Origin of the sequence: Myceligenerans indicum (genome assembly GCF_016742955.1) — a bacterium.
Classification (GTDB): domain Bacteria; phylum Actinomycetota; class Actinomycetes; order Actinomycetales; family Cellulomonadaceae; genus Myceligenerans; species Myceligenerans indicum.
Genome location: NZ_JABBYC010000004.1, coordinates 151,938 through 175,519 on the forward strand (window position 1 = coordinate 151,938; position 23,582 = coordinate 175,519).

20 protein-coding genes are annotated in these 23,582 nt (G+C 72.7%); 6 read left to right on the forward strand and 14 right to left on the reverse strand.

The features are described 5' to 3' along the window. Window positions 1-12: 12 nt before the first annotated feature. The 6 genes from HGK34_RS04835 to HGK34_RS04860 are packed head-to-tail and all read right to left on the reverse strand — an operon-like array spanning window position 13 to window position 6,153. Window positions 13-198, reverse strand: a complete 186-nt coding sequence (locus HGK34_RS04835; protein WP_201845443.1) for a helix-hairpin-helix domain-containing protein — start codon at window positions 196-198, stop codon at window positions 13-15. Beyond that, window positions 195-1,847, reverse strand: a complete 1,653-nt coding sequence (locus tag HGK34_RS04840; RefSeq protein WP_201845444.1) for a (2,3-dihydroxybenzoyl)adenylate synthase — start codon at window positions 1,845-1,847, stop codon at window positions 195-197. The genes HGK34_RS04835 and HGK34_RS04840 overlap by 4 nt, the downstream gene beginning before the upstream one ends. Before the next feature lie 10 nt (window positions 1,848-1,857). After that, window positions 1,858-3,153: a salicylate synthase gene (locus HGK34_RS04845; RefSeq protein WP_201845445.1), complete on the reverse strand. Its 1,296-nt coding sequence runs from the start codon at window positions 3,151-3,153 to the stop codon at window positions 1,858-1,860. Window positions 3,154-3,166: 13 nt separating this feature from the next. Then, entirely contained in the window at window positions 3,167-4,438 is a 1,272-nt protein-coding gene (locus HGK34_RS04850) for a GNAT family N-acetyltransferase (RefSeq protein ID WP_201845446.1), read from the reverse strand. An 18-nt stretch (window positions 4,439-4,456) separates the two neighbouring features. After that, a complete protein-coding gene (locus HGK34_RS04855; RefSeq protein WP_201845447.1) occupies window positions 4,457-5,803 on the reverse strand; it encodes a condensation domain-containing protein in 1,347 nt (448 codons plus the stop codon). Next, window positions 5,800-6,153 (reverse strand): phosphopantetheine-binding protein, encoded by a 354-nt coding sequence (locus tag HGK34_RS04860; protein ID WP_201845448.1) that lies wholly within the window; start codon window positions 6,151-6,153, stop codon window positions 5,800-5,802. The genes HGK34_RS04855 and HGK34_RS04860 overlap by 4 nt, the downstream gene beginning before the upstream one ends. A 167-nt stretch (window positions 6,154-6,320) precedes the next feature. Between HGK34_RS04860 and HGK34_RS04865 the strand changes: the two genes are divergently transcribed. Next, window positions 6,321-7,235 (forward strand): YobF C-terminal domain-containing protein, encoded by a 915-nt coding sequence (locus HGK34_RS04865; protein WP_201845449.1) that lies wholly within the window; start codon window positions 6,321-6,323, stop codon window positions 7,233-7,235. 154 nt (window positions 7,236-7,389) lie between these two features. Here HGK34_RS04865 and HGK34_RS04870 read toward each other — a convergent pair whose 3' ends face one another. The 4 genes from HGK34_RS04870 to HGK34_RS04885 form a co-directional block, all read right to left on the reverse strand. Further along, entirely contained in the window at window positions 7,390-8,613 is a 1,224-nt protein-coding gene (locus HGK34_RS04870) for a nucleotide disphospho-sugar-binding domain-containing protein (protein WP_201845450.1), read from the reverse strand. An 11-nt stretch (window positions 8,614-8,624) separates the two neighbouring features. Further along, window positions 8,625-9,113 carry a GyrI-like domain-containing protein gene (locus tag HGK34_RS04875; RefSeq protein ID WP_201845451.1) on the reverse strand — a complete coding sequence of 163 codons (489 nt, stop codon included), beginning with the start codon at window positions 9,111-9,113 and terminating at the stop codon, window positions 8,625-8,627. Then, window positions 9,110-11,395 carry an ATP-binding cassette domain-containing protein gene (locus HGK34_RS04880; RefSeq protein ID WP_201845452.1) on the reverse strand — a complete coding sequence of 762 codons (2,286 nt, stop codon included), beginning with the start codon at window positions 11,393-11,395 and terminating at the stop codon, window positions 9,110-9,112. Before HGK34_RS04880 ends, HGK34_RS04875 begins: the two co-directional genes overlap by 4 nt. A gap of 138 nt (window positions 11,396-11,533) precedes the next feature. Beyond that, on the reverse strand, window positions 11,534-12,691 hold the full coding sequence (locus tag HGK34_RS04885; RefSeq protein ID WP_201845453.1) for an acyl-CoA dehydrogenase family protein: 1,158 nt from the start codon (window positions 12,689-12,691) through the stop codon (window positions 11,534-11,536). A 201-nt stretch (window positions 12,692-12,892) separates the two neighbouring features. Between HGK34_RS04885 and HGK34_RS04890 the strand changes: the two genes are divergently transcribed. From HGK34_RS04890 to HGK34_RS04900, 3 genes are read left to right on the forward strand one after another with little or no spacing between them, the layout of a single operon-like run. After that, window positions 12,893-13,321 carry an SgcJ/EcaC family oxidoreductase gene (locus tag HGK34_RS04890; RefSeq protein ID WP_201845454.1) on the forward strand — a complete coding sequence of 143 codons (429 nt, stop codon included), beginning with the start codon at window positions 12,893-12,895 and terminating at the stop codon, window positions 13,319-13,321. Beyond that, entirely contained in the window at window positions 13,318-14,631 is a 1,314-nt protein-coding gene (locus tag HGK34_RS04895) for an NAD(P)/FAD-dependent oxidoreductase (RefSeq protein ID WP_201845455.1), read from the forward strand. Before HGK34_RS04890 ends, HGK34_RS04895 begins: the two co-directional genes overlap by 4 nt. After that, window positions 14,628-15,860 (forward strand): cytochrome P450 family protein, encoded by a 1,233-nt coding sequence (locus tag HGK34_RS04900; RefSeq protein ID WP_201845456.1) that lies wholly within the window; start codon window positions 14,628-14,630, stop codon window positions 15,858-15,860. Before HGK34_RS04895 ends, HGK34_RS04900 begins: the two co-directional genes overlap by 4 nt. Window positions 15,861-16,003: 143 nt before the next feature. Here the strand turns inward: HGK34_RS04900 and HGK34_RS04905 are convergent, their stop codons facing one another. After that, entirely contained in the window at window positions 16,004-17,680 is a 1,677-nt protein-coding gene (locus HGK34_RS04905) for an MFS transporter (RefSeq protein ID WP_201845457.1), read from the reverse strand. Window positions 17,681-17,793: 113 nt separating this feature from the next. On the opposite strand from HGK34_RS04905, the gene HGK34_RS04910 reads away from it, so the two are divergent. Beyond that, window positions 17,794-20,928 carry an AfsR/SARP family transcriptional regulator gene (locus HGK34_RS04910; protein WP_201845458.1) on the forward strand — a complete coding sequence of 1,045 codons (3,135 nt, stop codon included), beginning with the start codon at window positions 17,794-17,796 and terminating at the stop codon, window positions 20,926-20,928. Between the two features lie 125 nt (window positions 20,929-21,053). Next, on the forward strand, window positions 21,054-21,473 hold the full coding sequence (locus tag HGK34_RS22490; RefSeq protein ID WP_307815767.1) for a helix-turn-helix domain-containing protein: 420 nt from the start codon (window positions 21,054-21,056) through the stop codon (window positions 21,471-21,473). Here HGK34_RS22490 and HGK34_RS04920 read toward each other — a convergent pair whose 3' ends face one another. The 3 genes from HGK34_RS04920 to HGK34_RS04930 form a co-directional block, all read right to left on the reverse strand. Beyond that, window positions 21,474-22,076, reverse strand: coding sequence for a ClpP family protease (locus tag HGK34_RS04920; protein WP_201845460.1), 603 nt, complete (start codon window positions 22,074-22,076; stop codon window positions 21,474-21,476). A gap of 111 nt (window positions 22,077-22,187) precedes the next feature. Next, window positions 22,188-22,838 carry a winged helix-turn-helix domain-containing protein gene (locus tag HGK34_RS04925; protein ID WP_201845461.1) on the reverse strand — a complete coding sequence of 217 codons (651 nt, stop codon included), beginning with the start codon at window positions 22,836-22,838 and terminating at the stop codon, window positions 22,188-22,190. 324 nt (window positions 22,839-23,162) lie between these two features. Next, entirely contained in the window at window positions 23,163-23,396 is a 234-nt protein-coding gene (locus HGK34_RS04930; protein WP_201845462.1) for a hypothetical protein, read from the reverse strand. Window positions 23,397-23,582 lie beyond the last annotated feature (186 nt).

The window sequence follows — 23,582 nt, forward strand, 5'->3', positions numbered from 1 at the left end:
CCGGGGGACCGCTCAGGACGACAGGCCGGCGTCGCTCAGCGCCGTGCGCAGCGTCGAGATCGCGTTGGGGCCGACCCCGTGGAGGTCCCCGATCGCGTCCAGGCCGCGCTCGGCCACGTCCTCGAGAGTGGCGATGCCCTCGCCCGTGAGGGCGCGTACCGCGGGTGCCGCCAGGTTGCCGGGCAGGGGGTGGCTCATGGTGTCGACCTCTCTTCTTCACGCGTGGGAGCGAACCGAAGGCGCAGCGCCTTCTTGTCGATCTTGCCCACCCCGGTCAGGGGAAAGGCATCGACCACGTGGAGTTTGTCCGGATACTTGGTGCGTGCGGCGCCTGCCGCGCGCATCTCGGTGTGGATGTCCTCCAGTGTCACAGTCCTGCCCTCGCGGGGCACGACGGCGAGGCAGACGCGCTCCCCGAGCGACGCGTCCGGGACGGCGACGGCGGCGGCGTGCAGCACCGCGGGGCACCGGTAGGCGAGATCCTCCACGTCCTCCGCGGAGATCTTCTCGCCGCCCCGGTTGATGATGTCCTTGTCCCGGCCCTCGACCACGAGGTTCCCGTCGCGCCGGCGCCGGACGACGTCCCCGGTGCGGAACCAGCCGTCGGGCGTGAACGCCTCGCGGTTGTACGCGGCGGCGTTCACGTAGCCCCGGGGCGTGTAGGGGCCCCGGGTGAGCAGGAGGCCGGGGGCGCCGTCGGCGACGGCCGCGCCGTCCTCGTCGAGGATCCGGAGCTCGTCGTGGCCGCTCATCGGGCGGCCCTGGGTACGGGTCACGACGTCGTCCGGGTCGTCGAGGCGCGTCATGTTGATCAGCCCCTCCGCCATGCCGAACACCTGCTGCAGGGCGCAGCCGAGCTCGGGCCCGATGCGGCGCGCGACGCTGTCGGCCAGCCGCGACCCGCCCACCTGCAGCAGCCGGAGCGAGTCCAGGTCGCCGCGGGACGCGGGATCCTGCCCCACGTGGTCCAGCCAGCGCTGAGCGACCGTCGGGACGAGCGCCGTCATCGTCACCCCGTACCGCCGGACCAGCTCAAAGCACACCTCCGGCCGCGGGGAGGGGGAGACGACGACGGTGCCCCCGGCGCCCAGGACCCCCAGGATCCCGGGGCAGGCCAGCGGGAAGTTGTGGCCCAGCGGCAGGACCGCCAGGTAGACGGTGGACCGGGACACCCCGCAGACGCCGGCCGCCGTGCGGGCGTTGTACCCGTAGTCGTCGTGGGTGCGGCAGATGGCCTTGGGCAGGCCGCCGGTGCCGCCCGACAGCAGGAGGACCGCGGGGTCCTCCCCACCGGGACCGTGTCCGGCACCGCCCTCCGTCACCGCTCTGGCGGAGGACCCGGCCCGGGGCACGACGTCGTCGATGTCGAGCGCCTGTTCCAGGCAGGACCCCGCCACGACACGTCGCGCCAGGGCCAGGTGGTCGACGCCGCGGACGTCGGCGGTGACCAGGATCGCGCGCGCCCGCGTCAGGTCGGCCAGGTGCGTCAGCTCACGTTCTCGGTGCCCGGTCAGGCACATGACCGGGACGACGCCGCGGCGCAGGCAGGCCAGGAGCAGCGGGACGAACCTCCAGGTGTTCGCCACCTGGACCAGCACCCGGTCACCCGCCCGGAGGCCTGCGGCAACCAGGTTCGCGCCGGTCGTGCGGGCGTGGTCGACCAGGTCGCCGTAGGTCAGGTCGACATGGGTCAGGTCGGTGTCAGGACCGCGTACCGCGACGGCGTCGGGTCGCGTGGCCGCGTGGTCGTCGACGGCGTCGGCGAGGTTGCCGCCGCGCCACAGCCCCGCCGCGCGGTACGCACCCGCGACGTCGTCGGGCCACTTCACGATGTCCAGGTTCAGCATGGCGGACCCTTCACGCAGGCACGACGGACGTGGACACGGACGCGAGCTTCTCGCAGGTCTCGACGAACTCGCGGCGCGGATCGGACTGGGGGACGATGCCGGCGCCCGCGCGGATCCAGGAGCCGCCACCCGCCGAGTACACCGAGCGCAGGACCAGGGCGGCGTCGAGGCCGCCGTCCTCCCGCTGCGCGAAGACGGCGCCGGAGTACAGGTCACGGGAGGACGCCTCGAGCTCGACGATCGTCCGGAGCGAGAGATCTCGCGGGATCCCGCTCGCCGTCACCGCGGGGAAGGCGCTCTTGAAGGCGTCCCACGGCGTCCTGCCGGCGGCGAGCCGTCCGCGCACCACCGACCCGAGGTGCTGCACGGACCCGCGGCGCTTGACCGCCATGAACTCACGCACCTCCACGTCCCCGGGCGGGCACACGGCCGACAGGTCGTCGAGTGCCGACTGCACGGAGACGGCGTGCTCGTAGACCTCCTTCGGGTCGGTGAGCAGCTCCCGGCGCAGGGCCTCGTCCCGTTCCGCGTCACCGGTCAGCGCACGGGTTCCGGCCAGGGGCATGATGCGCACCGTTCCGTCGCTGTCCACCTCCACCACGGTCTCCGGGGGGAACCCCGCCGCCTCCAGCTCCCCGGTCCGCAGGCAGAAGGAGCGGGCCGGGGTGTTGACGCGCCGGCCGGCCAGATAGGTCCGCGGGACGTCGGCGCGGAACGGCAGGTCGACCCTGCGGGACACGATGACCTTGCGCAGCGCGGTGCCTGAGATGCGGGTCAGCGCCTGCTTGACCGTCGCCTCGTAGGCACCCCGGCCGCCGAGCACGTCCACCGGTGCGGCAGTCCCGGTGGGCTCCTCCGGCTCGGTCTGCTTGAACCTCTCCGTGGCGGCGACCAGATCATCGGGGCCGAGCCCCAGGAAGGTCGTGCTGTCCGTGGTCAGATGGATCTCGCGGCGATGGGTCGCGGCGTGCACCAGCGTCTCGCCGTCCCGCGCGGACGAGGGCAGGGCGGCCGCGAACCCGCACCAGCCGTACCAGTTGGGCCCGTCGACGGGCACCGTCCCGAACACCTCGGGGAGCCGGGCCAGATCGAACCCTTCCCAGTGGCGCTGCCCCTGGGGCAGCAGGGACGGCGCCGCGGTGAGGGTGATGCCCTCACGGGTGGCGGTGACGGTGGCGACCGGCTCCTCGGCGAACCGGATCCCGTCCGGCCCCTCGATGAGGACGTAGTCGCCGGTAGCGGTCCGGGCCAGGGCGGCCGCGGCCTGGACCGGGTCGTCGGCGGCCGGGCCGACCGCCCGGAGCATGCGGGCCCCCATCTCAGAACCAGTAGCTGATGAAGGGGGCACGCGGCGGGGTCGCGAGCATGTCCCACTGGACGGCCAGTTCAGGGGTCGCGCAGCGGATCGCTCCGGCGCGGGCCCATCCGGTGGCGCTCGTGCCGCCGAGGTAGATCGACCCGAGGGTGCCCACCTCCATCACGAGGTCGGGTTCCGCCCCCGGCGTCCGGTCGCACCGGGCCTTCCCGTCGACGACCTCCATCCGGTAGGTGCCCGTGGTGTAGCCCTGCGGGTCGTGGATCTTGATCGACATCCCCGGGTGCGAGCCCTGCCAGAGGCGTGCCTCGAGCAGGCGCGGCACGTCCAGCGGCCGCAGCCAGAGCCCGTCCTTCGGCACGGTCCGGATCCACCGCGCGTCCTTGACCCACCAGCGCAGCGGGCTGTCCTGCGGCAGCCGCCACGCGTGGACCTCGGCGACCATGTCGAGGGAGAACAGGTAGCGCCACACCGAGGCCTCCGCCTCGGTGTCGGTGGCGGCGAGGTCGACCACGAGCGCCGTGTAGCGCGGCGCCTGCTGGTCCGTCCAGTCCTGGAGCAGCCGGTAGGACAGGAAGGCGCGGCCCTCGATCCCCACGCAGTGCAGGGGGCCGCCCGGCATGCCGAGCGCCATCATCGACTCGGGCCCGGCGTCCTCCGGGTCGAGCAGGAGCCGGTCCCACGCCGCGTCGGGAGGAATGACCTCGCCGGGTGTGCTCGACGCCGCCTGCGCGTAGACGGACATCGCCGTGGCCCGGGCCTCCGGTCCGGACAGCCGCGTGAGGCTGCCCGCGTCGCCCGGCGCGTCGTCGCGGAACCCGGTGCGGTGGATGTCGATCTCAACGCTGTCGTACCAGGTCGCGGGGCCGTAGCCGAACCGCCGGTAGATGGGCCACTCGGAGACGCCTCCCGCCGCCAGCGGCACGTCCTCCTCCACCGCCCGGTCGTGCAGGCGGTCCAGGGTCGCCCGCATCAGGCCCGTGCGCCGCAGCGTCTGGTGGCACGAGCCGCCGGTGCAGCCCGCGAGCGGGACGGTGGCCCCGCCGGGAAGCACGAAGTCGCGGTTCATCGAGGTGTTCGTGGCCACGGGCCCGCGATCGTCGCTGATCAGCAGGCAGCGCTCCGGGGGATGCGTGCCCCGGAAGTAGCTGACCAGCCCCGGGTCACCGCTGGGCGGCGACCCGAACGCGCCCTGCCAGGCGTCGAGCCACTGGCCGTACTCCTCGTCGGTCAGGCCCTCGACCATGGTGTAGTCGGATCTCACGGTGGTGCGCATGGTGTCCTCCCGGAACGATCACAGGTCGATGGGCTGATCGGGTGCCGTGACCAGGGCGCTGAGGGAACGGGCGAACCCCTCGGCCATGGCACGGACGGAGGGCGCCTCCCAGCGGTCCGCGCTCGAGCTGAGGGCGTAGTAGACGGTGCCGTCGGAGCCGCGCTCGATGGTCCACAGGATGGCGTCGTCCGGGATGCCCGGCCCGGCGTCCTGGGAGCGGACCCGGTGGACGGCGTCGAAGCGGACCTCTCCCGCCTCGGCCAGCTGGGCGCCGGCCGGGCTCTGGAACATCGCGAACCCCGGCACCACCATCCCCGGGCGCTCGAGCTTCGCGAGCTGCGGGCCGGCGATCGTCAGCAGCTCCACGAAGGGGATCTCGTGGGTCAGGGACTCCAGCGCCGCCGCCCGGACCGCCGAGACCGCGTCGCGGAAGGTGTCGCAGCCGTCGAGGCCGACCGGGAGCGGGCACATGTTCGCGAAGTAGCCGACCGTGTCGGTCCACTTGTCGTCGCGCCGCCCCGGTCCGGCGGTCAGCATCCAGACCAGCCCCCGGCGGCGGCCGGTCGTGCGCGCGAGCTCCACCGCGTGGGCGGCCAGCAGGACCATGTAGGCGGACGACCTGCTCTCCTCGGCGAGCCGCTGGATCCCGCCGGAGATCGTGGCGTCGACCGGGAACCGGTCCACGCGTGTCGTCCCGCTGGGGTGCTCGGCCGCCGGATGGTCGGACTCCAGGACGTGGGCCTCGGCTCCGGCGAGCCGGTCCGCCCAGGTGGAACCGGTCGAGGCCGTGCTCTGCTGCGCCGCGTAGTCGGCGTACGAGGGGGGCGGGGCGACGGTCTCGCCCGCGTACAGGCGGGTGATGTCGCGCAGCAGCAGCTCGATCGACCACACGTCGATCAGAGGCAGGAAGCCGACCAGCACCAGCACGGCGTCGTCGTCGTCGAACCGGCCCAGGTAGGCGCGCAGGGGCGGGAAGTCCCGCTCGGAGAAGGGGTGCGACTCGCAGGCGGCGACGAACTCCTCGGCCGCGCGGTCGCGGCCGTCCGCCGCGTCGTCGGGCATCGTGTCGTCGGGCATCGTGTCGTCGTGCACCGTGTCGGCGTCCGCGACGAGCCCGAGCTCCTCGACCCGGACCGTGGCCGACGCGCGGATCTCCTGTCCCTCGGGACGGACCGCCGCGCGTGCCTGGGGATGGAGGCCGACGGCGTCCTGGATCGCGGCGTCGAGGCGGGACGGGTCGAGCGGGCCGCGTACGCGCAGCGCGCCGCTGGAGATCGGGCGCTGTCCGAATCCGGCGGTGCTCCCGTCGGTCTCGTGCTGGCCGCGCAGGAAGTTCTGCTCGAAGGTGAAGGGAAAGGTGGTCATCGGCTGCCCTCGTCCGGGTCGTCGGTGGCGGCGTCGGCGCGCGCTCTGAGCGTGTGCAGGAGGTCGTCGAGGCTGGGGTCGTCGAACAGGTCGGTGAGGGTGACCGTCAGGCCGAGGCGGGCCAGGCGCGTCCGGAGCCGGTTGGCGGCGATCGAGTGCCCGCCGAGCGAGAGGAACGTTCCCGGGGTCCCGGGTGCGATGTCGAGCACCTCGGCCCAGGACTCGCCGACGGCCGCCTCGATGCCGTCGGTCACGATGCCGTCGGTCATGATGCCGTCGGTCACGATGCCGTCGGTCACGATGGGGTCCGTCACGGCGGGGTCGGCCCCGGACACGTCATGGGTGGTCACAACCGCCAGTCTCGGAGGACGGCGGCGAGATCTCTTCTTCCCCGGTGCGCTGCCGGTGCCTGCCGCGTCGCCGCGTTGTCGAAACGTGCGGCATGGGTGCCCGGCCCTCCCGCCGGCGGTACGGCCACACCTACGCTCCAAGCATCTCGGCGCGAAGGAGGAGAACCATGTCCAACCCGGGCATCATGGCCTACAACGGCTTCATCAACTACTGCTACGCCGACGCCGCCTCGATGTTCCTGTCGGCACACGGCATCGAGGCGTCGTCCGGCCGGCTGGAGGTGCTCAGCGGGATCGCGCTGCTGGGCGCGCACCGGCTCAGCGAGCCGGAGTGCGAGAAGCTGTACCTGTCGCTCGTGCCGGACCCGAGTCGGCTGGACAAGGCCTTCTCGCTGCTGGGCCACCAGGTGGAGAGGGAGAACGCGGCCGAACCGCTCGACGTGCTCCGGCGCGGCCTGGAGCACGGACCCGTCCTGGTGGGGCCCATGGACATGGGGGCGCTGCGCTACTTCCCCTATCACCAGCACGCGACGGGTGCCGACCACTACCTGGTCGCGTACGCGGTAGACGGCGACGTTGTCCGGGTCCACGACCCGATGGGCTACCCGTTCGCGACCGTCTCCGTGGAGCACTTCCTCGACGGATGGCGCGGCGAGGACCTGCCGTGCCCCGGTCCGCCGTTCCACCTGTGGACGCAGGCCCGGACCGGCCGGTCCGTCACCGGCGGCGAGGTCTTCGAGGGGGCGATGAACTGGTTCGAGGAGATCCGCACGTCCACGCCCAACGGCGCCGAGGTGATCCAGGACTACGCCGATGACCTGGAGGCGGACCGGCTGACACCGCGGAGCCAGTCGTTCATGACGATCTTCCTGCTGCCGTCCCAGGCACGCCGGTGCCTGGACTACGCCCAGTTCTTCCGCGAGGGCGGGGCCCGCGAGCTCGCGGAGCAGAAGTTCACCCAGGGCCGTCTGATGGGGGAGTCGCTCCAGGCCGGGAACAAGGGCGACTGGAAGCTGGTCAGCACCTTGTTCCGCGAGTACGCGGAGATCGAGGACGCCCTGAGCTCCCGCCCCTTCGTCTGATTCCGCCGGCGGGACCGGACGGCCGCCCTCGCGGGCCGTCCCGTCCCGTCCCGTCGCGTCGCCGGCCCGGACGCCCGGTCCCGCCGTCCCTCCCGCCGCCCCGCCCCGCGGGGCCTCGGGGCGGGGCGGCGGGATCACTCGGGTCCGGGCGGCGTCACCCGCGGACGATCTCGGTCAGCCGTGCCGCGGTGGCGTTGGGGGACGGGACGGCCTGGTAGTCCGCGCGCAGCCGTGCCGCGTTGTCCGCGTAGCCGGTGTCCTTCAGCACCCGTTGCAGCGCCTGGTGCAGCCGGTCGGCGTCGAGGTGGTCGGAGTCGGCCACGAACTCCCCGGCGCCCTCGTCGACGAGGCCGCGGGTCTGGGTGACAGGCCCGAACCAGCGGTCGCTCCAGTAGGTGCTCGGGACGACGAGCTGCGGGGTGCCTGCCTCGTAGGCGGCGGCGAACGTGCCGCTGCCGCCCTGGTGCACGAGCGCGGCACAGTGCGGCAGCGCCGCGCCCAGCGGGACGAACCGCGTCAGGGTCACGTTCGCCGGGACGGCGGTGCGGCCGTCGTCGGCCACCGTGGCGACGACGTCGGCGTCGAGGTCCGCGACGCCGTCGAGCAGCGCCGTCGACGACGCGTGCGCCACCCCCGCCTGCTCGTGCGACAGGCCGAGCGTGATCAGGACGAGGGGGCGCTCCCGCTGCCGGAACAGCTCCGGCGTCCAGGTGCTCGGGCCGTTGTAGGCCAGGTGCCGCATGCGCAGGTAGTCGCCCTCGGGCCGCCACGTCCACGGCGGCATCGTGTCGATGCCCAGCATGCCGGTGGCGCGGTCCGCGGCGGGCCGGCCGCCGTGCCGTTCGATGAGCGGGTCGAGCCAGGCGTGGACCGGGTCGTAGCCGGTGCCGGCCGCCTGGACGAGCTGGCCGATCCCGTCGGTGCCGAACAGCAGCCGGACGTGCGGGACACCCAGGATCGACGCCAGAGCGCCCCCGGCGTAGCAGAGCTGGTCCCACACGATGAGGTCGGGGCGCCAGGCGCGGCCGAAGTCGACCAGGTCCGCGAGCAGCCGCGGCTCGCAGAGCTGGGAGAGGAAGTGGGTGTTCAGGTACTCGAGCTCGGCACCGGGGTCGGCGGCCGCGTAGTCGCGCTGGTGCGGGGCCGGGCCGTCGGTCCGGGTGTGCGCGGGCTCGTTCGCGTCGATCCGGCCCAGCGTCTCGAGCATGTCGATGCCGACCGTGGGCCCGGCGAGCCCGACGTCGGCCCGGGCGTCGGCCAGGTCGGGATGGACCGCCACGGCGACCTCGTGGCCCTCCCCTCGGAGAGCCCAGACGAGCGGTACCTGGAGATACAGGTGCGAGCGCAGTGCCGGTGGAGCGATGAACAGGATCCTCACGGTGGTTCCTCTCAGTCGGCGAGCCGGATGGCGACCTCCGCCTCCCACTGGTCGAAGGGCAGGTGGGGAGGCGACAGATAGGTCTCGACCCGGCCGGCCCAGACATCACGGGAGCCGTCGGGCGAGACGTCCCAGGCCCTGCCGGTCCGGGTCCCCCACGCGATCAGGTCCTCCGTGAGCCGAACCAGCTCGTCGGGATGCCCCACGTGGCGGATGGCCGCGTACCGGCCGGCCGGGAGCACGTCCGCGACCATGCCGGGCTCCACCGGGGGCGGGCCGGCGACCGGGACGCAGCAGGAGACGTCGAGCCGGTCGGGGGCGCTGACGACGTGATAGCGGAAGAACGGCGTGCCGGTGACCGCGATCCCCTGCCCGGCCAGCCATTCCAGCGTGGTGGGGATCTTGTCGGCGACGAGCGGGAACTCCTCGACACCGATCGTCCTGCGCCAGCCCACGTACGGGGATGCCGGCCGGGTGGAGATGACGGGGTCGACGGTCACGAGGACTTCTCCTTCAGCGCGAGACGCAGGTGGCGTGCGGTATGGGTGTCGCGGTCCAGCAGGAGTGACGGCGGACCGGCGAAGAGGATCTGCCCGCCGCCGACCCCGGCGTCCGGGCCGACGTCGATCACCCAGTCGGCCTGCAGCGCGACGCTCAGGTCGTGCTCGATCACGATCACGTTGTTCCCCTGGTCCACGAGGTGGCGCAGGGCGGCGAGCACGCGCGGGACGTCCGTGCCGTGCAGGCCGGTGGTCGGCTCGTCCAGGATGTAGGTCCTCGCGCCGGTGGCCGTCCGCATCGCGACCTTGAGCCGCTGCCGTTCGCCCCCGGAGAGGCTGACGACCGGCTGCCCCAGCGTGAGGTAGTCCAGGCCGACCTCCGCCAGCGTGGTCAGGCGCTTGCGGATCCGGCCCGGGCCGAAGAGGTCCTGCGCCGCGGCGACCGAGGACTGCAGGACGTCGCTGATGTTGCGCCCGTCGACCCGCTTCTCCAGCACCTGGGGCGCGAACCGGTGCCCCTCGCACGCCGGGCAGGTGTAGCTGACCGGATCCAGGTGGGCCAGGTCGAGGAAGATCGCGCCGAGCCCCTCGCACTCGGGGCAGGCACCCCGGGAGTTCGCGCTGAACAGGGCCGGGCTGGAGCCGGTGGCCTGCGCGAAGTACTTCCGGATGTCCTCCGCGACGCCCAGATAGGTGGCGACGCTGGAACGGCGGTGCCCGCGCGGGACGCTCTGGTCCACGATCACCGGCTTGCTCAGGTGCGGCGCCAGGCAGTCCATCACCAGGGTCGACTTGCCGCTTCCGGCGACGCCGGTCACCACGGTCAGGCCCGTGACGGGCAGCTCGACGTCCCCCTCGGGGACGTTGTGCGCGCCGGTGAAGGCAACGGTGCGGGTGTCGGTCTCCGTGGGCTCCGCCACGGTCAGCCCGGTGGCCAGGTAGTCGGCGGTCGCCGTCCCCGCGTCCCGGAGGCCGTCCAGGGATCCCTGGTAGACGACCCTGCCCCCGGCGTCGCCGGCGCCCGGGCCGAGGTCGATGACGTCGTCGGCCGCCTCGATGACGGCGCGGTCGTGCTCGACGACCAGCACGGTGTTGCCCCGGTCGCGCAGCGACCGGAAGAGCTCCAGCAGCCGCGTGACGTCGTGGGCGTGGAGGCCGCTGGTGGGTTCGTCGAAGACGTAGGTGAGGTCGCTGAGCGAGGAGCTCAGGTGCCGCACCAGCTTCAGCCGCTGGGACTCGCCGCCCGAGAGGGTCTGGGTCCGGCGGTCCAGACCGATGTAGGTCAGGCCCAGGAGGGAGATGTTCTCCAGCCGCCCCCGCAGGGCGGAGACCAGGGGGCGGACACGCCGGCCCTTCTCGGTGGCCTCGACGTCCGTGAGGAAGGCGGCGAGCTCGTCGACCGTCCCCGTCATGCAGTCGACGATGGTGCGCCCCGCCACGGTGTAGGACCGCGCCTGGGCACTGAGCCGGCTGCCGCCGCACTCGCGGCAGGTGGTGCGCGTCATGATCGCGTCCAGGGCGGCCTGCGTCTCCGCGGGGACGCCGCGGCGCTTCTTGTCGACGAAGAGCCGCCGGAACTTGGGGACCAGCCCCTCGTAGGTGAACGTCCCGGTGCGGGAGCCGTTCTGCACGGCGATCCGCTTCCGCTCGCCGCGCAGCAGGAGCTCCCGCTTCGAGGCGGTGTACCGCTCCACGGGCAGGTCGTTGTCGAAGAAGCCGGAGCTGGCGAAGAAGTTCCAGTTGGCCGACCCCACGGAGAAGGCCGGGAACGTGATGGCGCCTCCGTTGAGGGACCGCGTCTCGTCGAGCAGCTTGGTCTCGTCGATGTCGACGGCCTCGCCCTGGCCCTCGCAGTGCTCGCAGCGGCCGCGCGGGTCGGAGTAGGAGAGCGCGCGAGGGTCGTCCAGGGGAGGCGTGCAGGTACGTGCGAACAGGAGACGGAGCAGGCCGTAGACGTCGGTGGCGCTCGCGACGGTCGACCTGCTGTCGGCGGGCACCGGGTTCTGGTCCACGACCATCGACGCGGTGAGCCCGTGGATCCCGTCGACGTCCGGTTGCGCGTACCGCGGTAGCGCGGACTGCACGTGCGCCGGGTAGGTGTCGTTCATGAGCCGCTGCGACTCGGCCGTGATCGTGCCGAACGCCAGCGAGGACTTTCCGGATCCGGACACGCCGGTGATGACGGTGATGGCGCGCTTGCGGATCTCCACGCTGACGTCGCGCAGGTTGTTGACGCGGCTCCGCTCGACGCGGATGGTGTCGAACAGCTGGTCACCGGGCATTGCTCCTCCAAGCTCCGGCCTGGTGCGATCGGTGCTCGGTGGCCGGCGGGTCGCGGTGGTCGTCTGCCGGGGACGATAGCAACCAGAAGGCCTGTCCGGCCTGGTGTACGGGTATTTTCAGCCTGGCGGGAGGTGGCCTCAGAGATACTGCGTGTGCGGCGCGAGACCTGCCAGGACGCGGCCGTGCAGCTCCCGGTTCGTCGCCGGATGGATCAGGGCGTGCATACGCATGGCGTGCAGGTCCCGGGCGATGCGCTGGATCGGGACCCCCGCGTAGATCGACGAGCCGCCGCTGTTGGCGTTGAGCAGGTCGGCGCCGTGGTGCGCCAGCTCGCAGGCCCGTCCCAGGCAGGCCCGCGCGACGACGCGGGCGCCGGCGTCCCAGGAGCCGCCGTCGTCGAGCATGCCGGCGAGGCGCCGGGCCTGGTAGCGGCTCTCGTCGACGAGCATCGCGCTCTCGCCCAGAGCCAGGTGCGTGACCGGTGCCTCGGCCTGGTCGTCGTAGGCGGTGTAGGTGATCTTGCGGCCCGGCAGGCGGTCCAGGAACGCGGCCAGCCCTGCCTCGGCCAGCCCGACGGCGACCCCCACCGACAGGGCGGCGGCGGTCGGGACGAGGGGAGTGGTGAAGACCGGGGTGGCGGCGTTGGCCTCGGAGGCGTACTGCTCGGCGAGCATGGCCGGCAGGGGGACGAAGTTCCGCCGGGGGACGCGGACACCGCGGGCGAGGGTGGTGAAGCTGCCGCTGCCCCGCAGCCCGGAGGTGTCCCAGTCGTCCACGAGTTCGAGGTCGCCGATCGGCACCGCACCCAGCACGGGCAGGGGGCCCTGCGGGGTTCCCGCCACGGCGATGACCATCTGCCACGCACTGCTCGGCGCCCCGCTGATGAACTGCCACCGGCCGTCGAGCAGGTAGTCGTCACCGTCCTCCGTGACCTGTCCGCCGGGGCTGAGGGTCCCGCACGTCTGGACCGGGCCCTGGGCGAACACCTCGTCCTGCACGTCGTCCGGCAGCGTGGAGACCATCCAGGAGGTGATGGCCGAGACCGCCACGACCCAGCCGGTGGCTCCGTCGACCCGGGACAGGGCGGTGACCCGCTCCAGGGCGTCGCCGTAGCTCAGCTCGCTGCCGCCGTGGCGGGTGGGCACCCGCATCCCGAAGTGCCCGCCGGCGTGGAGCGCCTCGAGGACCTCGGGATGCGTACGGCGGTTCTCCTCCTGCCAGGCGGTGTGGGCCCGGATGACCTCCCGCAGCTCCTGGCTGACGGCGGGGCTCTGGGGCGTGGCGACATCGGTCATGGCGGATCTCCTTCGAGAACGGGACGACGACGTCCCCGACGTTGGCATGCCGGCGGCGCCGGTGAGCCTTCGATCGTGCGCTCCTCGGGCGGTCACGGCGTGATGGGCCGGCGGCGGCGGCGGACCGCACGGGGGAAGACGATGCGGCGGGCGGCGGCCGCCAGGGTGGAGCCAATCGGTCCACCGAGAGGAGAGGTCACGATGCAGGTTGATCAGCTGCCGGGTACGGCGGCACCCAGCCCCGAGGACATCGCCGCCGTCACGGAGGTTCCCCAGCGCATCATGGCGGCGTGGGCCGCCCAGGACGGAGAGCGGTTCGCCGAGATCTTCACCGAGGACGGGATCATGGTCCTCCCGGGACAGTGCGTGAAGGGGCGTGGTGAGATCGCCCGGTTCATGAGCGGCGCGTTCCAGGGCCCCTATCGCGGCACGCAGGTCACCGGCACGCCGTTCAACGTCGCCGTGCTCAGCGACACCGTCGTGGTGCTGCACACCCAGGGCGGGGTGCTCGGCCACGGCGAGTCGGAGGTCAGCGACGCCAGGGCGGTACGCGCCATCTGGACGGTGGTGCGGGTCGACGGCGACTGGCAGCTCGCCGCCTACCAGAACACGCCGAGGGACACGCCATGAGCCGCCGGGCACTCGTCCTGGGCGGCAGCATCGCCGGCCTGCTCGCCGCCCGCGCGCTCGCCGACCACGTCGAGGAGGTCGTGATCGTGGAGCGGGACGACGTCGTGGGCGTGCGTGGTGTCCGCAAGGGCGTGCCCCAGGGCAGCCACGTGCACGGGCTGCTGGCCCGCGGCCAGCAGTCGCTCGAGGACTACTTCCCCGGGTTCACCGAGGAGGCGCGGGCGGCGGGAGTCCCGACCGCGGATCTCGGCGAGCTGCGCTGGTTCTTCAACGGGAAGCGCCTGGCCCCGGCCACCACCGGGCTCACCTGCGTCTCGGCGGACCGGCCGGTCCTGGAGCACCTCATCCGCGAGAGGGTCCGGGCAGTGCCCAACGTGACGCTCCGCGAGGGCGAGGAGGTGTCGTCGCTCGCCTTCGACGACGCCGGGCGGACGGTGCTGGGCGCCATGGTGGCTCCCCGTGGCACGGACCGGTGCACGATGGTGCAGGCCGACGTCGTCGTGGACGCCCTGGGACGCGGGTCACCCGTCGCCCGGTGGCTGCACGACGCCGGCTACGACCGTCCCGAGGAGGAGACGGTCAAGATCGACCTGTCCTACACCAGCCGGCACTACGAGTTCGACGACGAGTCGGTGCTGCGGGGCGACATGTCGATCAACCCGGTCTCGTGCCCGCAGTTCCCGCGCGGCGCCTTCTTCTCGCGGGTCCAGGACGGAGGCTCACTGGTCTCCCTGACGGGCGTGATGGGCGATCATCCGACCACGGACGAGGCCGGCTTCATGGCGTGGGCGCGCTCCATGGAGGTGCCCGACGTGCACGAGGTGATGGCCGCGGGGCGTCCGGTCGACGATCCCGTGCAGTTCCGGTTCCCGAAGAGCATCCGGCGCCGCTTCGACCGGATGAGCGACTTCCCGGCCCACCTGCTGATCGTCGGGGACGCCATGTGCAGCTTCAACCCCGTCTACGGGCAGGGCATGACCGTCGCGGCCCTGGAGTCCGAGCTGATCGGCCGGCTTGCGAGCGAGGGCGAGATCTCCGGCGAGGAGTACTTCGCCCGGGCCGCGGAGCTGCTGGACGGCCCGTGGGCGGCATCGACCGGAGGCGACTTCGCCTTCCTCGGGACGGAGCTGCCCGCCGAGGTCCAGGAGGCCAACGCCTTCATCGCCCAGGTGCAGGAGGCGGCGGCCCACGACCCGGTCGTGACGCGCGCGTTCATGCGCGTCACCGGGCTGGTCGACCCTCCCGGAACGCTGGCCTCCGACGAGATCGCCGAGCGCGTCCTCGCGCCGAACCCGATGGGAATGTCATGACCGCAACCGCCTGTCCGTACACCCTCGACCCGGTCGGCACCGACATCCACGCCGAGGCCGCCACGCTGCGTGAGCAGGGACCCACCCAGGTGGAGCTGCCCGGCGGTGTCGTCGTCTGGTCGCTGAACTCGCACGACGCCATCCAGCAGGTGCTCACCGACCGTCGCGTCACCAAGAGCGCCCGCAACCACTGGGCGGCCTTCCGCGACGGGAAGATCCCGCCGGACTGGGAGCTCATCAGCTGGATCGCGATGGACAACATGGTGACCTCGTTCGGTAGCGATCATCGCCGCCTGCGCCGGCTGGTGGCCAACGCGTTCACGAGCCGGCGCACGGAGTCCATGCGCCCGCGCATCAGCGAGCTGGTCACCGAGCTGCTCGACGGACTCGCGGCGACGCCGCCGGGCGCCGTCGTGGACCTCCGGGAGACGTTCGCCTATCCGCTGCCGGCCCGGCTGGTGGCCGACATGATCGGCATGTCGGAGGAGGCCCGGGCGGAGACGGCCAAGGTGATCGACATGATGGTCGACACCACCGTGACTCCGGAGCAGGCGGCCGGCGTCCTGCAGGGCTGGCGGGGCGCCATGACGGAGCTGATCTCCGAGAAGCGCCGCAACCCGGCCGCGGACATCACCAGCGACCTGCTCGCCTCGCGTGACGAGGACGGGTCGCGGTTGACCGAGCTGGAGCTGATGGACACGGTCTTCGCGATCCTCGGAGCGGGCTCGGAGACGACCATCAACTTCTTCGACAACGCGATCTCGGCGCTGCTCAGCCACCCGGACCAGCTCGAGGCGGTGCGGGCGGGCGAGGCGACCTGGGCCGACGTCATCGACGAGACGCTGCGGGTGGAGTCGCCCCTGGCTCATCTCCCGCTGCGGTACGCGGTCGAGGACATCGAGGTGGACGGCGTGGTCATCCCGAAGGGCGACGCCCTGCTGGTCAACTACAGCGCGGTGGGGCGGGATCCGGCGCTCAACGGAGCCACGGCGTGCGAGTTCGACGTCCGCCGGGAGAGCAAGGAGCACCTGTCCTTCGGGCACGGTCCTCACTACTGCCTCGGGGCGGGGATCGCGCGTGCCGTCGCCACGGAGGGACTGTCGCGGCTGTTCGACCGCTTCCCGCGCATGCGGCTGGCCTCCACGGACGAACCGTTGCAGCCCCTGCCGACGTTCATCATGAACGGGCACCGGGCACTTCCCGTCGTGCTGGAGCCCGGCTCGGACTGACGCGGGCCCGGTCTGACGCGGGCCCGGTCTGACGCGGGCCCGGTCTGACGCGGGCCCGGACCGACGCTCGGCCGGCCGGCCGAACGGACGAGACGGAGGGGGACGAGCGACCTGCTCGTCCCCCTCCGCCGTGCCAGGGCCGGCTACTTGCCCGCATCGGCCGGCAGTGCGGCCGCATCCGGGACGGAGTCGCCGCCCTGGGGGGCACCGGCGTCGTCGGCCCCTCGCCCGACGGCGCCGGCCCCGGCTTCGGCACCCGCCGGCGGCTGCCCGGGAGGCGGCAGCGGGGCGAGGTTGCGCAGCATGATCCCCGCGGCGACGGCCAGGCAGATCATGATGACGGTTGCGGTGACGGCCACGATGTTGAGGCCGTCGGTGAACGCGGTGTCGACGACGGCGCGGAACTGCTCGTCCAGCGGTGCCGGCAGCCCGGCCGCCGTCTCGATCCCCGCCTCGATGCCGGACTGGGCGCCGGCCAGCGCGTCGTCCGGGACACCCGGGGGCGCCTGCGCGGCGAGCTGCGTGCGGTAGACGAGGTGGCCGATGCTCCCCAGGCCGGCGATGCCGAAGGCGACGCCGAGCTCGTTGGCCGTCTGCGTGAGGGAGGAGGCGGCGGCCGCCCGCTGCGGCCCCACGGCCCCCAGACCGATCGCGGTGCCGAGCCCCATGGGGATCCCGACGCCGAACAGGACGGTCGCGTACCCGGCCACGAGCACGGGAAGGCCGGTGTCCGGCCCGATCTGGGTGATGACGACGTAGCCGACGGCGGCGATGGGCAGCCCGAAAGCGATGACCCGGCCGGGCGGTACGCGGCTGGCGATGCCGGGACCGAGCATGAGCCCGACGATCATCGCCGCCAGTGCCGGCAGCAGCACCAGGCTGGCCTGCAGGGGCGTCCGGTCGTGCACGAGCTGCACGAACACGTTGATCAGGTACGAGCTGCCGCCCTGCACGGCACCGCCCATGAGGCCCAGGAAGAGGGAGAGGACGAAGGCGGGGATGGCGAACAGCTTCAGGTCGATGATCGGCTGCTCGAGCCGCCGCTGGCGCAGGACGAAGAGCCCCGCGAGGGCGACACCGGTCACCCCGATGGCGATCCGGGTGCCGTCGGTGCCGTTCGCCGCGAGCTCCTTCACCGAGAAGGCGATGGCCAGGACCGAGGTCAGGGCGAGGAGGACGCTGGGCACGTCCATGGCCCGCGATCCGGGAGTGCGCTGCTCGGGCAGCAGCCGCGGACCGACCACCAGGAGCAGGACCGCGACCGGGACCCCGAGCAGGAACACCGAGCCCCAGGGGAAGAGCCTCAGGAGCAGGCCACCGAGCGGCGGGCCGATGATCATGCCGAGCATGAACGTGCTCATCCAGGTGGAGATCGCCATCCCGCGCTGGGCCGGGTGCCGGAACATCGTGGCGATGATGGCCATGCCGGAGGGCATCACCGTCGCCGCTCCGACACCCATGGCGGCGCGGGCGCCGATCAGCATGGCGACGGAGGTGGACATGGCGGCGGCCACGGATCCGACGGCGAAGATCACCGCGCCGATCATGAGCAGCTTGCGCCGCCCGATCCGGTCACCGAGCGAGCCCATCGTGATGAGCAGCCCCGCGATCACGAACCCGTAGATGTCGATCATCCACAAGGCCTCGACCTGGCTCGCGCCGAGGCTGGCCGAGATCGTGGGAAGTGCCAGGTAGAGGATGCTGAGGTCGAGCGAGAGCACCAGGTTGGCGAGGCCCAGGACCAGCAGCCCCAGCCATTCACGCCGGCCGGCTGCGAGTTCCGGGGGGATCTCCATCCGGGGACGGGGATTGCGGCCCATGCGGGACTCCTTCGAAGAACGAACGGGTGGTACGTGCACTAGGCTGCGGAGGGTCTGTTACGGAATGGTTTCGGACGACGGAGCCTTCGATCGGTCCGGTCCGGAGGTGGCTGGTGAACTTCCACCTGCTTGGCGCCCTGCGCGTGACCACGGCCGCCGGCGTCGAGGTCGCCGTCCCGGGAACCAAGGTCAGGGCGTTGCTCGTCGCACTGCTGTCCGCGCGGCGCCGTCGGGTCTCGGCACCCGACCTGGTGCAGGAGCTGTGGCAGGCGGACGAGCCGCAGCGACCCCTGCGCGTGCTGCAGAGCAAGGTGTCACAGCTGCGCAAGGCGTTGTCCCAGGCGGAACCCGGAGCGGGTGACCTCGTCGTCGGGGACCACGGCGGCTACGTGCTGGATCCCGAGCCGGGAACCGTCGATCTGGACCGGTTCGACGAGGGCCTGGAGAGCGCCTACGCACTGAACGACGCCGCCGCGCGCGCACGCGCGCTCGAGGACGTGCTCGCGCTGTGGGACGGCTCCTACGAGCACCGGTACCGCTGGGCCGGAAGCGGGTACGACGCGCTGATCCTGCGCCTGGAGTCACAGCGCCTGCAGGGCACCGAGGAGCTGCTGGACGCCTGGCTGGCGGCCGGCACGCCGCAGCGGGTGGTGGCCGAGGCCCCCGCGCTGGTGAGCCGGTATCCGGAGCGGGAGCGGCTCACGGTCTCGCTGATGGGTGCGCTCCACGTGTGCGGCAGGCAGTCCGAGGCCCTGGAGCTGTTCCGGCGTCAGGCGGGGCGGCTCCGCGACGAGCTCGGGCTCGAACCGGGCGCCGAGATGACCCGGACGCACGAGGCGATCCTGCGCCAGGACGCCGGCGTCGGCGCGGGCCGGCAGCAGCGCGGGCCGGCACTGCGGCAGGCCGCCCGGACCAACCTGCCACGACACATGACCGCCCTGGTGGGACGGGACGCGGACGCGTCCCGGGTGCACGCGGGGATGCGCGCCCGGCGCCTGGTCACGCTCACCGGCCCGGGAGGTGTGGGAAAGACGCGGCTGGCGGTGGAGGCGTCCGGGAGGGCGGTGCGCGACCACCCGGACGGGGTGTGGCTCGCGGACCTCTCGCACATCGACGGCGCGGACGGCGACCCCGTGCGGCGGATCACCGGACACCTGGCAGGCCTTCTCGGACTGGGCGAGCCGCAACGCGGTGCGCCGCCGCTCGAATGGCTCGCGGGCGCCCTGTTCGACTCCCACCTGCTCCTGGTGCTGGACAACTGCGAGCAGGTCCGGGACGCGTGCGCCCAGCTCGCGCAGGTGCTGGTCGAGCACACCCCGCAGGTCCGCATCCTCGCCACCAGCCGGGAGCCGCTCGGCGTGTCCGGTGAACTGGTCCGTCCGGTGGACCCGTTGGCCATGCCCGACGCCGCGGAGGACGACCTGCTGGCATGGCCCGCCGTCCGGCTCCTGGTGGACCGTGCGCAGGACAGCGACCCCGCCTTCGACCCCCGTTCGACGGCCCCGGAGGCGCTCCTGGAGATCTGCCGACGGCTCGACGGGATCCCCCTGGCGATCGAGCTCGTGGCCCCGCGGCTGCGGTCCGTCGCCGCGGAGGAGCTGGTCCGCTGGCTCGACGACGAGATGTGGCTGCTCCGGGTCGAGCTCAGTCACCTGCCGGAACGGCAGCGGAGCATGTGGGCCGCGATCGAGTGGAGCTGGCGGATGCTCACCGAGCGCGAGCAGGAGGTCCTGGCCCGGCTCGCCACGCAGGCCGGGAGCTGGGAGGCGGCCGCCGGTCTGGCGTGCTGCCGCGTCGTCGACCCCGCCGGCGACGAGGTCGTCAACGTGATCTCCCGGCTGGTCAGCAGGTCCCTCGTGGCCGTGTCGGTGTCCGGCCCGCAGCGACGCTACGTGGTGCTGGAGCCGGTGCGGCAGTTCTGCCGCGAGAAGCTCGCGCCCAAGGACCTCGCCGACGCCCGGCGTTCCCTGGCCCTCTTCTACGCCGAGCAGGTGCGGCGCACGGACGAGCAGCTGCGGGGCGCGGGGCAGGAGGACGCGTTCCGGCGGCTGGACCTCGACGCCGCCAACATCCGCCAGAGCCTCGCATGGGCCGTGACCGGCGGCGAGCCCGCGCTGGGCCTCCGGATCGCCGTGGGCATGGCCTGGTACTGGGTGCAGCGGGGGCGGCTCGACGAAGGCTCCGACTGGCTGCGCCGCGCCCTGGACGTGAGCGAGGACGTCCCCGGCCGCGACGGGCCGGAGCTCGCGCTGGAGGCGGCCACCTGGGAGGCGGCGATGCAGCGGCTGCGCGGGATCGCCTGCGACGTCGGCGCGCTCCGCCTCGACCGGTGGCCCGGCGACCGGTCCGAGCTGGGGCTGCTGCGTGCCCGGGGACTCCTCGCCGTCGTGCTGCCGGCCGGACGGAGCGATGTCGACCTGGTGGAGCGGACCCTGGCGACGTGCCGGCGGCTGGACTACCGGTGGGGCGAGGCCGCGGTGCTGAGCACGCGGGCGTTGGCCCACCTGCGCCGCGGCGCCTTCGACGAGGCACGGGACGACGCCGAACGGAGCGTCGCGGGATTCCTCGACCTGGGAGACCAGTGGGGTGTCATCCATGCCTCCGACTGCCTCGCCGCGCTGAGCACGATCTCCGGCGACCTGGAGGCAGCCGAGCGGCTCCACCGCCGGTCCATGGCGGTGGCCACCCACCTGGGACTCTGGCCCAAGGTCAGCCACCTGATGTGCGAGCTCGGCCAGCTGGCCCTGCGAGAGGGCCGGACGGACGAGGCGGAATCCTTGTTCCAGGAGGCGCTGCACCTGGCGGTTCGGCAGGACACCCCGGCCCAGCAGCAGGTGTGCGAGCTCGGTCTGGCAACCGTGGAACGCCGGCGCGGGGACTACCTGCGGGCATCGGCCAGGCTGGAGCGATGGCTGCGGTGGAACCTCCGCGTCGGGTGGATCGAGGGGGAGGTCCGCGTGCGGCTCGAACGGGCGCGGCTGGCGCTCGCGCGTGGCCGCACCGACGAGGCGGCCGAGGACTCCCGGGCCGCGCGCGCCGCGGCGACGGACCTGGGGGACTGGCCCACGGTCGCCAGTGCCTGCGAGACCCTGGCGCGGGCCGCGATCCTGCTGGAGGACCCGGCCACGGCGGAGGAGTACTGGCGGCAGGCGAGGCGGACGCGGCGGGACATGCACGTGCCGGCCACGGGCGAGGATGCCGAACTGCTTGATGACCTGGACCGATACTTCGTGAGGCAGTCGACGTAGGGCCCCTGGTCCAGCCGGCGTTACGCCCGTGGCGTATGGCGGCGCCCGGAACGCCGCCGATTCTGGTGGCGTGTCGGTGTCCCGGGCTACCGTGGTGGCAGTCGACGGGGAGGGCGGTAACCATCGTGACGCAGCAGGCAGAGCGACCAGGAGCGCCGGGAGCATTCGGGACCACGGCGGAACCGCTCCTGCGTGACCTCGTGGGGGGCATCCTGCGGCGCACGCGGATGAGACAGCACCGGACGCTGTCCCAGGTGGCGGTGGAGGCGCGGGTGTCCACGGCGTACCTGTCGGAGGTGGAGCGCGGCCGCAAGGAGGCCTCGTCGGAGGTGCTGGCGGCCGTGTGCGGGGCCCTCGGGATGACGCTGGCGGACCTGATCGAGCAGGCCTGGGCGGAGCTGGCGCTGGCCTCGGCACGGGCCGATGACGAGCGCCGGGTGCGGGTGCTGTCCTCGCGGGCCCGGCGGGGCAGGGCGGGCTTCGCCACGCCGGAGCGCAGGCCCGGCCCGGGCGGCGCCCGGAACGGCCTGCTGCTCGCGGCCTGATCAGATTCCGGCCCGCCGGCCGTGGTCGGCGGGCCGTACGTCGTTGACCCGGTCCACCACCTTGTCCACGATCCCGTAGGCCTGTGCCTGTTCGGCGGTGAACCAGCGGTCACGATCCGAGTCGGCGGCGATCGTCTCGGGCGACTGGCCGGTGTGGTCGGCCAGGATCCGGGTCACGATCTGCTTGGTGTGCTTGAGGTTCTCCGCCTGGGTGGTGATGTCGGAGACGGTCCCGCCGATACCGCCGAGGGGCTGGTGCATCATGATGCGCGTGTGCGGCAGGGCGTACCGCTTGCCCGCGGTACCGGCGGTGAGCAGGACCTGCGCCATGGACCCGGCGAATCCCAGTGCCACGGTGGCGACGTCGTTCGGCAGGAGCTGCATGGTGTCGTACACCCCCATGCCGGCGGTGATCGAGCCGCCGGGGGAGTTGAGGTAGAGGGCGATGTCGGCGTCCTGGTCCTCGGACGACAGCAGCAGGAGCTGTGCGGTCACGCGGTTGGCCAGGGCGTCGTCGATCTCCTGCCCGATCACGATGATCCGCTGGTGCAGCAGGCGCGTCGCGAGGTGGTCGTCGAGGGGGATGGTCCGGTTGTCGGTCATGCTGACCACGGTGTCCGACGCCGTCCCGGGCGGGAAGGTTCTTCGGCCTGCGGCAGATCTGCCGAGGGCAGATGAGGGCCGGTCGGCTGACGGGGGCCGGAGCCCGGGGGATCAGAGCGGGTTGCCGTGGCCGTCGATGAGCGGGAAGGCGTCGAAGTGGAACTCGACGGGGACCGTGCCGGGTGCGTCCTGGCGGCTCTCGAGCGGGTCGATGTGTTCGGCCATGAACTGGTTCCACGCCCGGATCACGGAGGCGACCTGTTCGGGCGTGGCCCTCTTGTTGATCGTGGTGAAGGTGGCGGCGTCCCGCCAGGTCTCACGGATGTCCGAGCGGCCGTCCGGCTCGGCCGCGCCCTTCTCGACGAACCTGAGGGAGCGGTCGTTGCGCAGCCGTATGGCCTCGTAGTTCACGGCGTTGGCCGCGGCCCGCGCCGACGGCGAGTCCTGATCCAGGGAGGAGACCGAATAGCCTCCCGGGGGCCGTTCCCACCAGCGTTCGCGAGCCGTGCCCTTGCCCTCGACCTCCCGGACGAGCCCGTGCTTCGCGAGCTGGCGCAGGTGGTAGCTGGTGGACCCGCTCGACTCCCCGACGATCTCGCCGAGCTTGCTCGCCGTGAGCGATCCTCGCGTCGACAGGAGGTCGAGGATCCGCATCCGCAGGGGGTGGGCGAGGGCACGCAGCGCGGCGGGGCCGAGTGCCGGGGGAGCGCCGGAGGAATCGGGTGCTTCGGTGGTGCGGCTCTGCTCGTTCGCTCCGGTCATGGGCCAGACGTTACTTCGTGAGGCGCGGTGAGTCGCGCCTCCGCTGCTTCCGCTGCCCGGTGCTCCGCCGGCTGGCACTCCGCTGCCCGGCAGTCCGCCGGCCGGCAGCCGTCGTCCGGCGCTTCATCGTCAGGCACTCCGTCGTCCGGCATTCCGTTGTCCGGTGCTCCGTTGTCCGGTTGTCCGGTTGTCCGGTGCTCCGCCGCGGTGCCCCGGTGCTCACCGCGGTGCCCCGGTGCTCACCGCGCTGCCCCGGCGTCGTGGGGGATGCCGCGTCGCCGGGTGGGGCGATGATCCGCACGAAGCTACCGGCGGAGTACGGCGTCACCGCAGAGCCAGCGGGTGTCGGGCCGCGGCGTTGTCCCTGGCCCGCTCCAGCCGTTCGTTCCGGAGCGCGTCACGCTCCCGGCGCTCGGCGGCCCGCCGGCGCCGGGCGTCACGGCTCGCCTCCCGGTCGTGCTCGGCCTGTGCGCTCGGGCGGGCGGCGACGGCGAGACGGCTCCCTGTGAGGGCCCGGCCGGCGGCGTGTGCGGTGGTGAAGACGGTGAGCGTGCTCATGGCGAGTCTCCCTGGGATCGAGGTGTCGGGCTCGTGCTGTGCCACCACCGTACAGTTGCAAAGACTTCTTTGCAAGCATCTATTTGCAAAGAAGTCTTGGCGATCCGTTCCGACCTAGGCTGAAGGTGCGTGACGCCCGGCCTCGGGCAGATAACAAAGTTGCAGCGACTGCAAAAAAGGCCCTTA

Coding starts and splice junctions, on each gene's coding strand:
- HGK34_RS04835 (WP_201845443.1), bottom strand. CDS start 198: ATGAGCCACCCCCTGCCCGGCAACCTGGCGGCACCCGCGGTACGCGCC.
- HGK34_RS04840 (WP_201845444.1), bottom strand. CDS start 1,847: ATGCTGAACCTGGACATCGTGAAGTGGCCCGACGACGTCGCGGGTGCG.
- HGK34_RS04845 (WP_201845445.1), bottom strand. CDS start 3,153: ATGCTCCGGGCGGTCGGCCCGGCCGCCGACGACCCGGTCCAGGCCGCG.
- HGK34_RS04850 (WP_201845446.1), bottom strand. CDS start 4,438: ATGCGCACCACCGTGAGATCCGACTACACCATGGTCGAGGGCCTGACC.
- HGK34_RS04855 (WP_201845447.1), bottom strand. CDS start 5,803: ATGACCACCTTTCCCTTCACCTTCGAGCAGAACTTCCTGCGCGGCCAG.
- HGK34_RS04865 (WP_201845449.1), top strand. CDS start 6,321: ATGTCCAACCCGGGCATCATGGCCTACAACGGCTTCATCAACTACTGC.
- HGK34_RS04880 (WP_201845452.1), bottom strand. CDS start 11,395: ATGCCCGGTGACCAGCTGTTCGACACCATCCGCGTCGAGCGGAGCCGC.
- HGK34_RS04885 (WP_201845453.1), bottom strand. CDS start 12,691: ATGACCGATGTCGCCACGCCCCAGAGCCCCGCCGTCAGCCAGGAGCTG.
- HGK34_RS04890 (WP_201845454.1), top strand. CDS start 12,893: ATGCAGGTTGATCAGCTGCCGGGTACGGCGGCACCCAGCCCCGAGGAC.
- HGK34_RS04895 (WP_201845455.1), top strand. CDS start 13,318: ATGAGCCGCCGGGCACTCGTCCTGGGCGGCAGCATCGCCGGCCTGCTC.
- HGK34_RS04900 (WP_201845456.1), top strand. CDS start 14,628: ATGACCGCAACCGCCTGTCCGTACACCCTCGACCCGGTCGGCACCGAC.
- HGK34_RS04905 (WP_201845457.1), bottom strand. CDS start 17,680: ATGGGCCGCAATCCCCGTCCCCGGATGGAGATCCCCCCGGAACTCGCA.
- HGK34_RS04920 (WP_201845460.1), bottom strand. CDS start 22,076: ATGACCGACAACCGGACCATCCCCCTCGACGACCACCTCGCGACGCGC.
- HGK34_RS04925 (WP_201845461.1), bottom strand. CDS start 22,838: ATGACCGGAGCGAACGAGCAGAGCCGCACCACCGAAGCACCCGATTCC.
- HGK34_RS04930 (WP_201845462.1), bottom strand. CDS start 23,396: ATGAGCACGCTCACCGTCTTCACCACCGCACACGCCGCCGGCCGGGCC.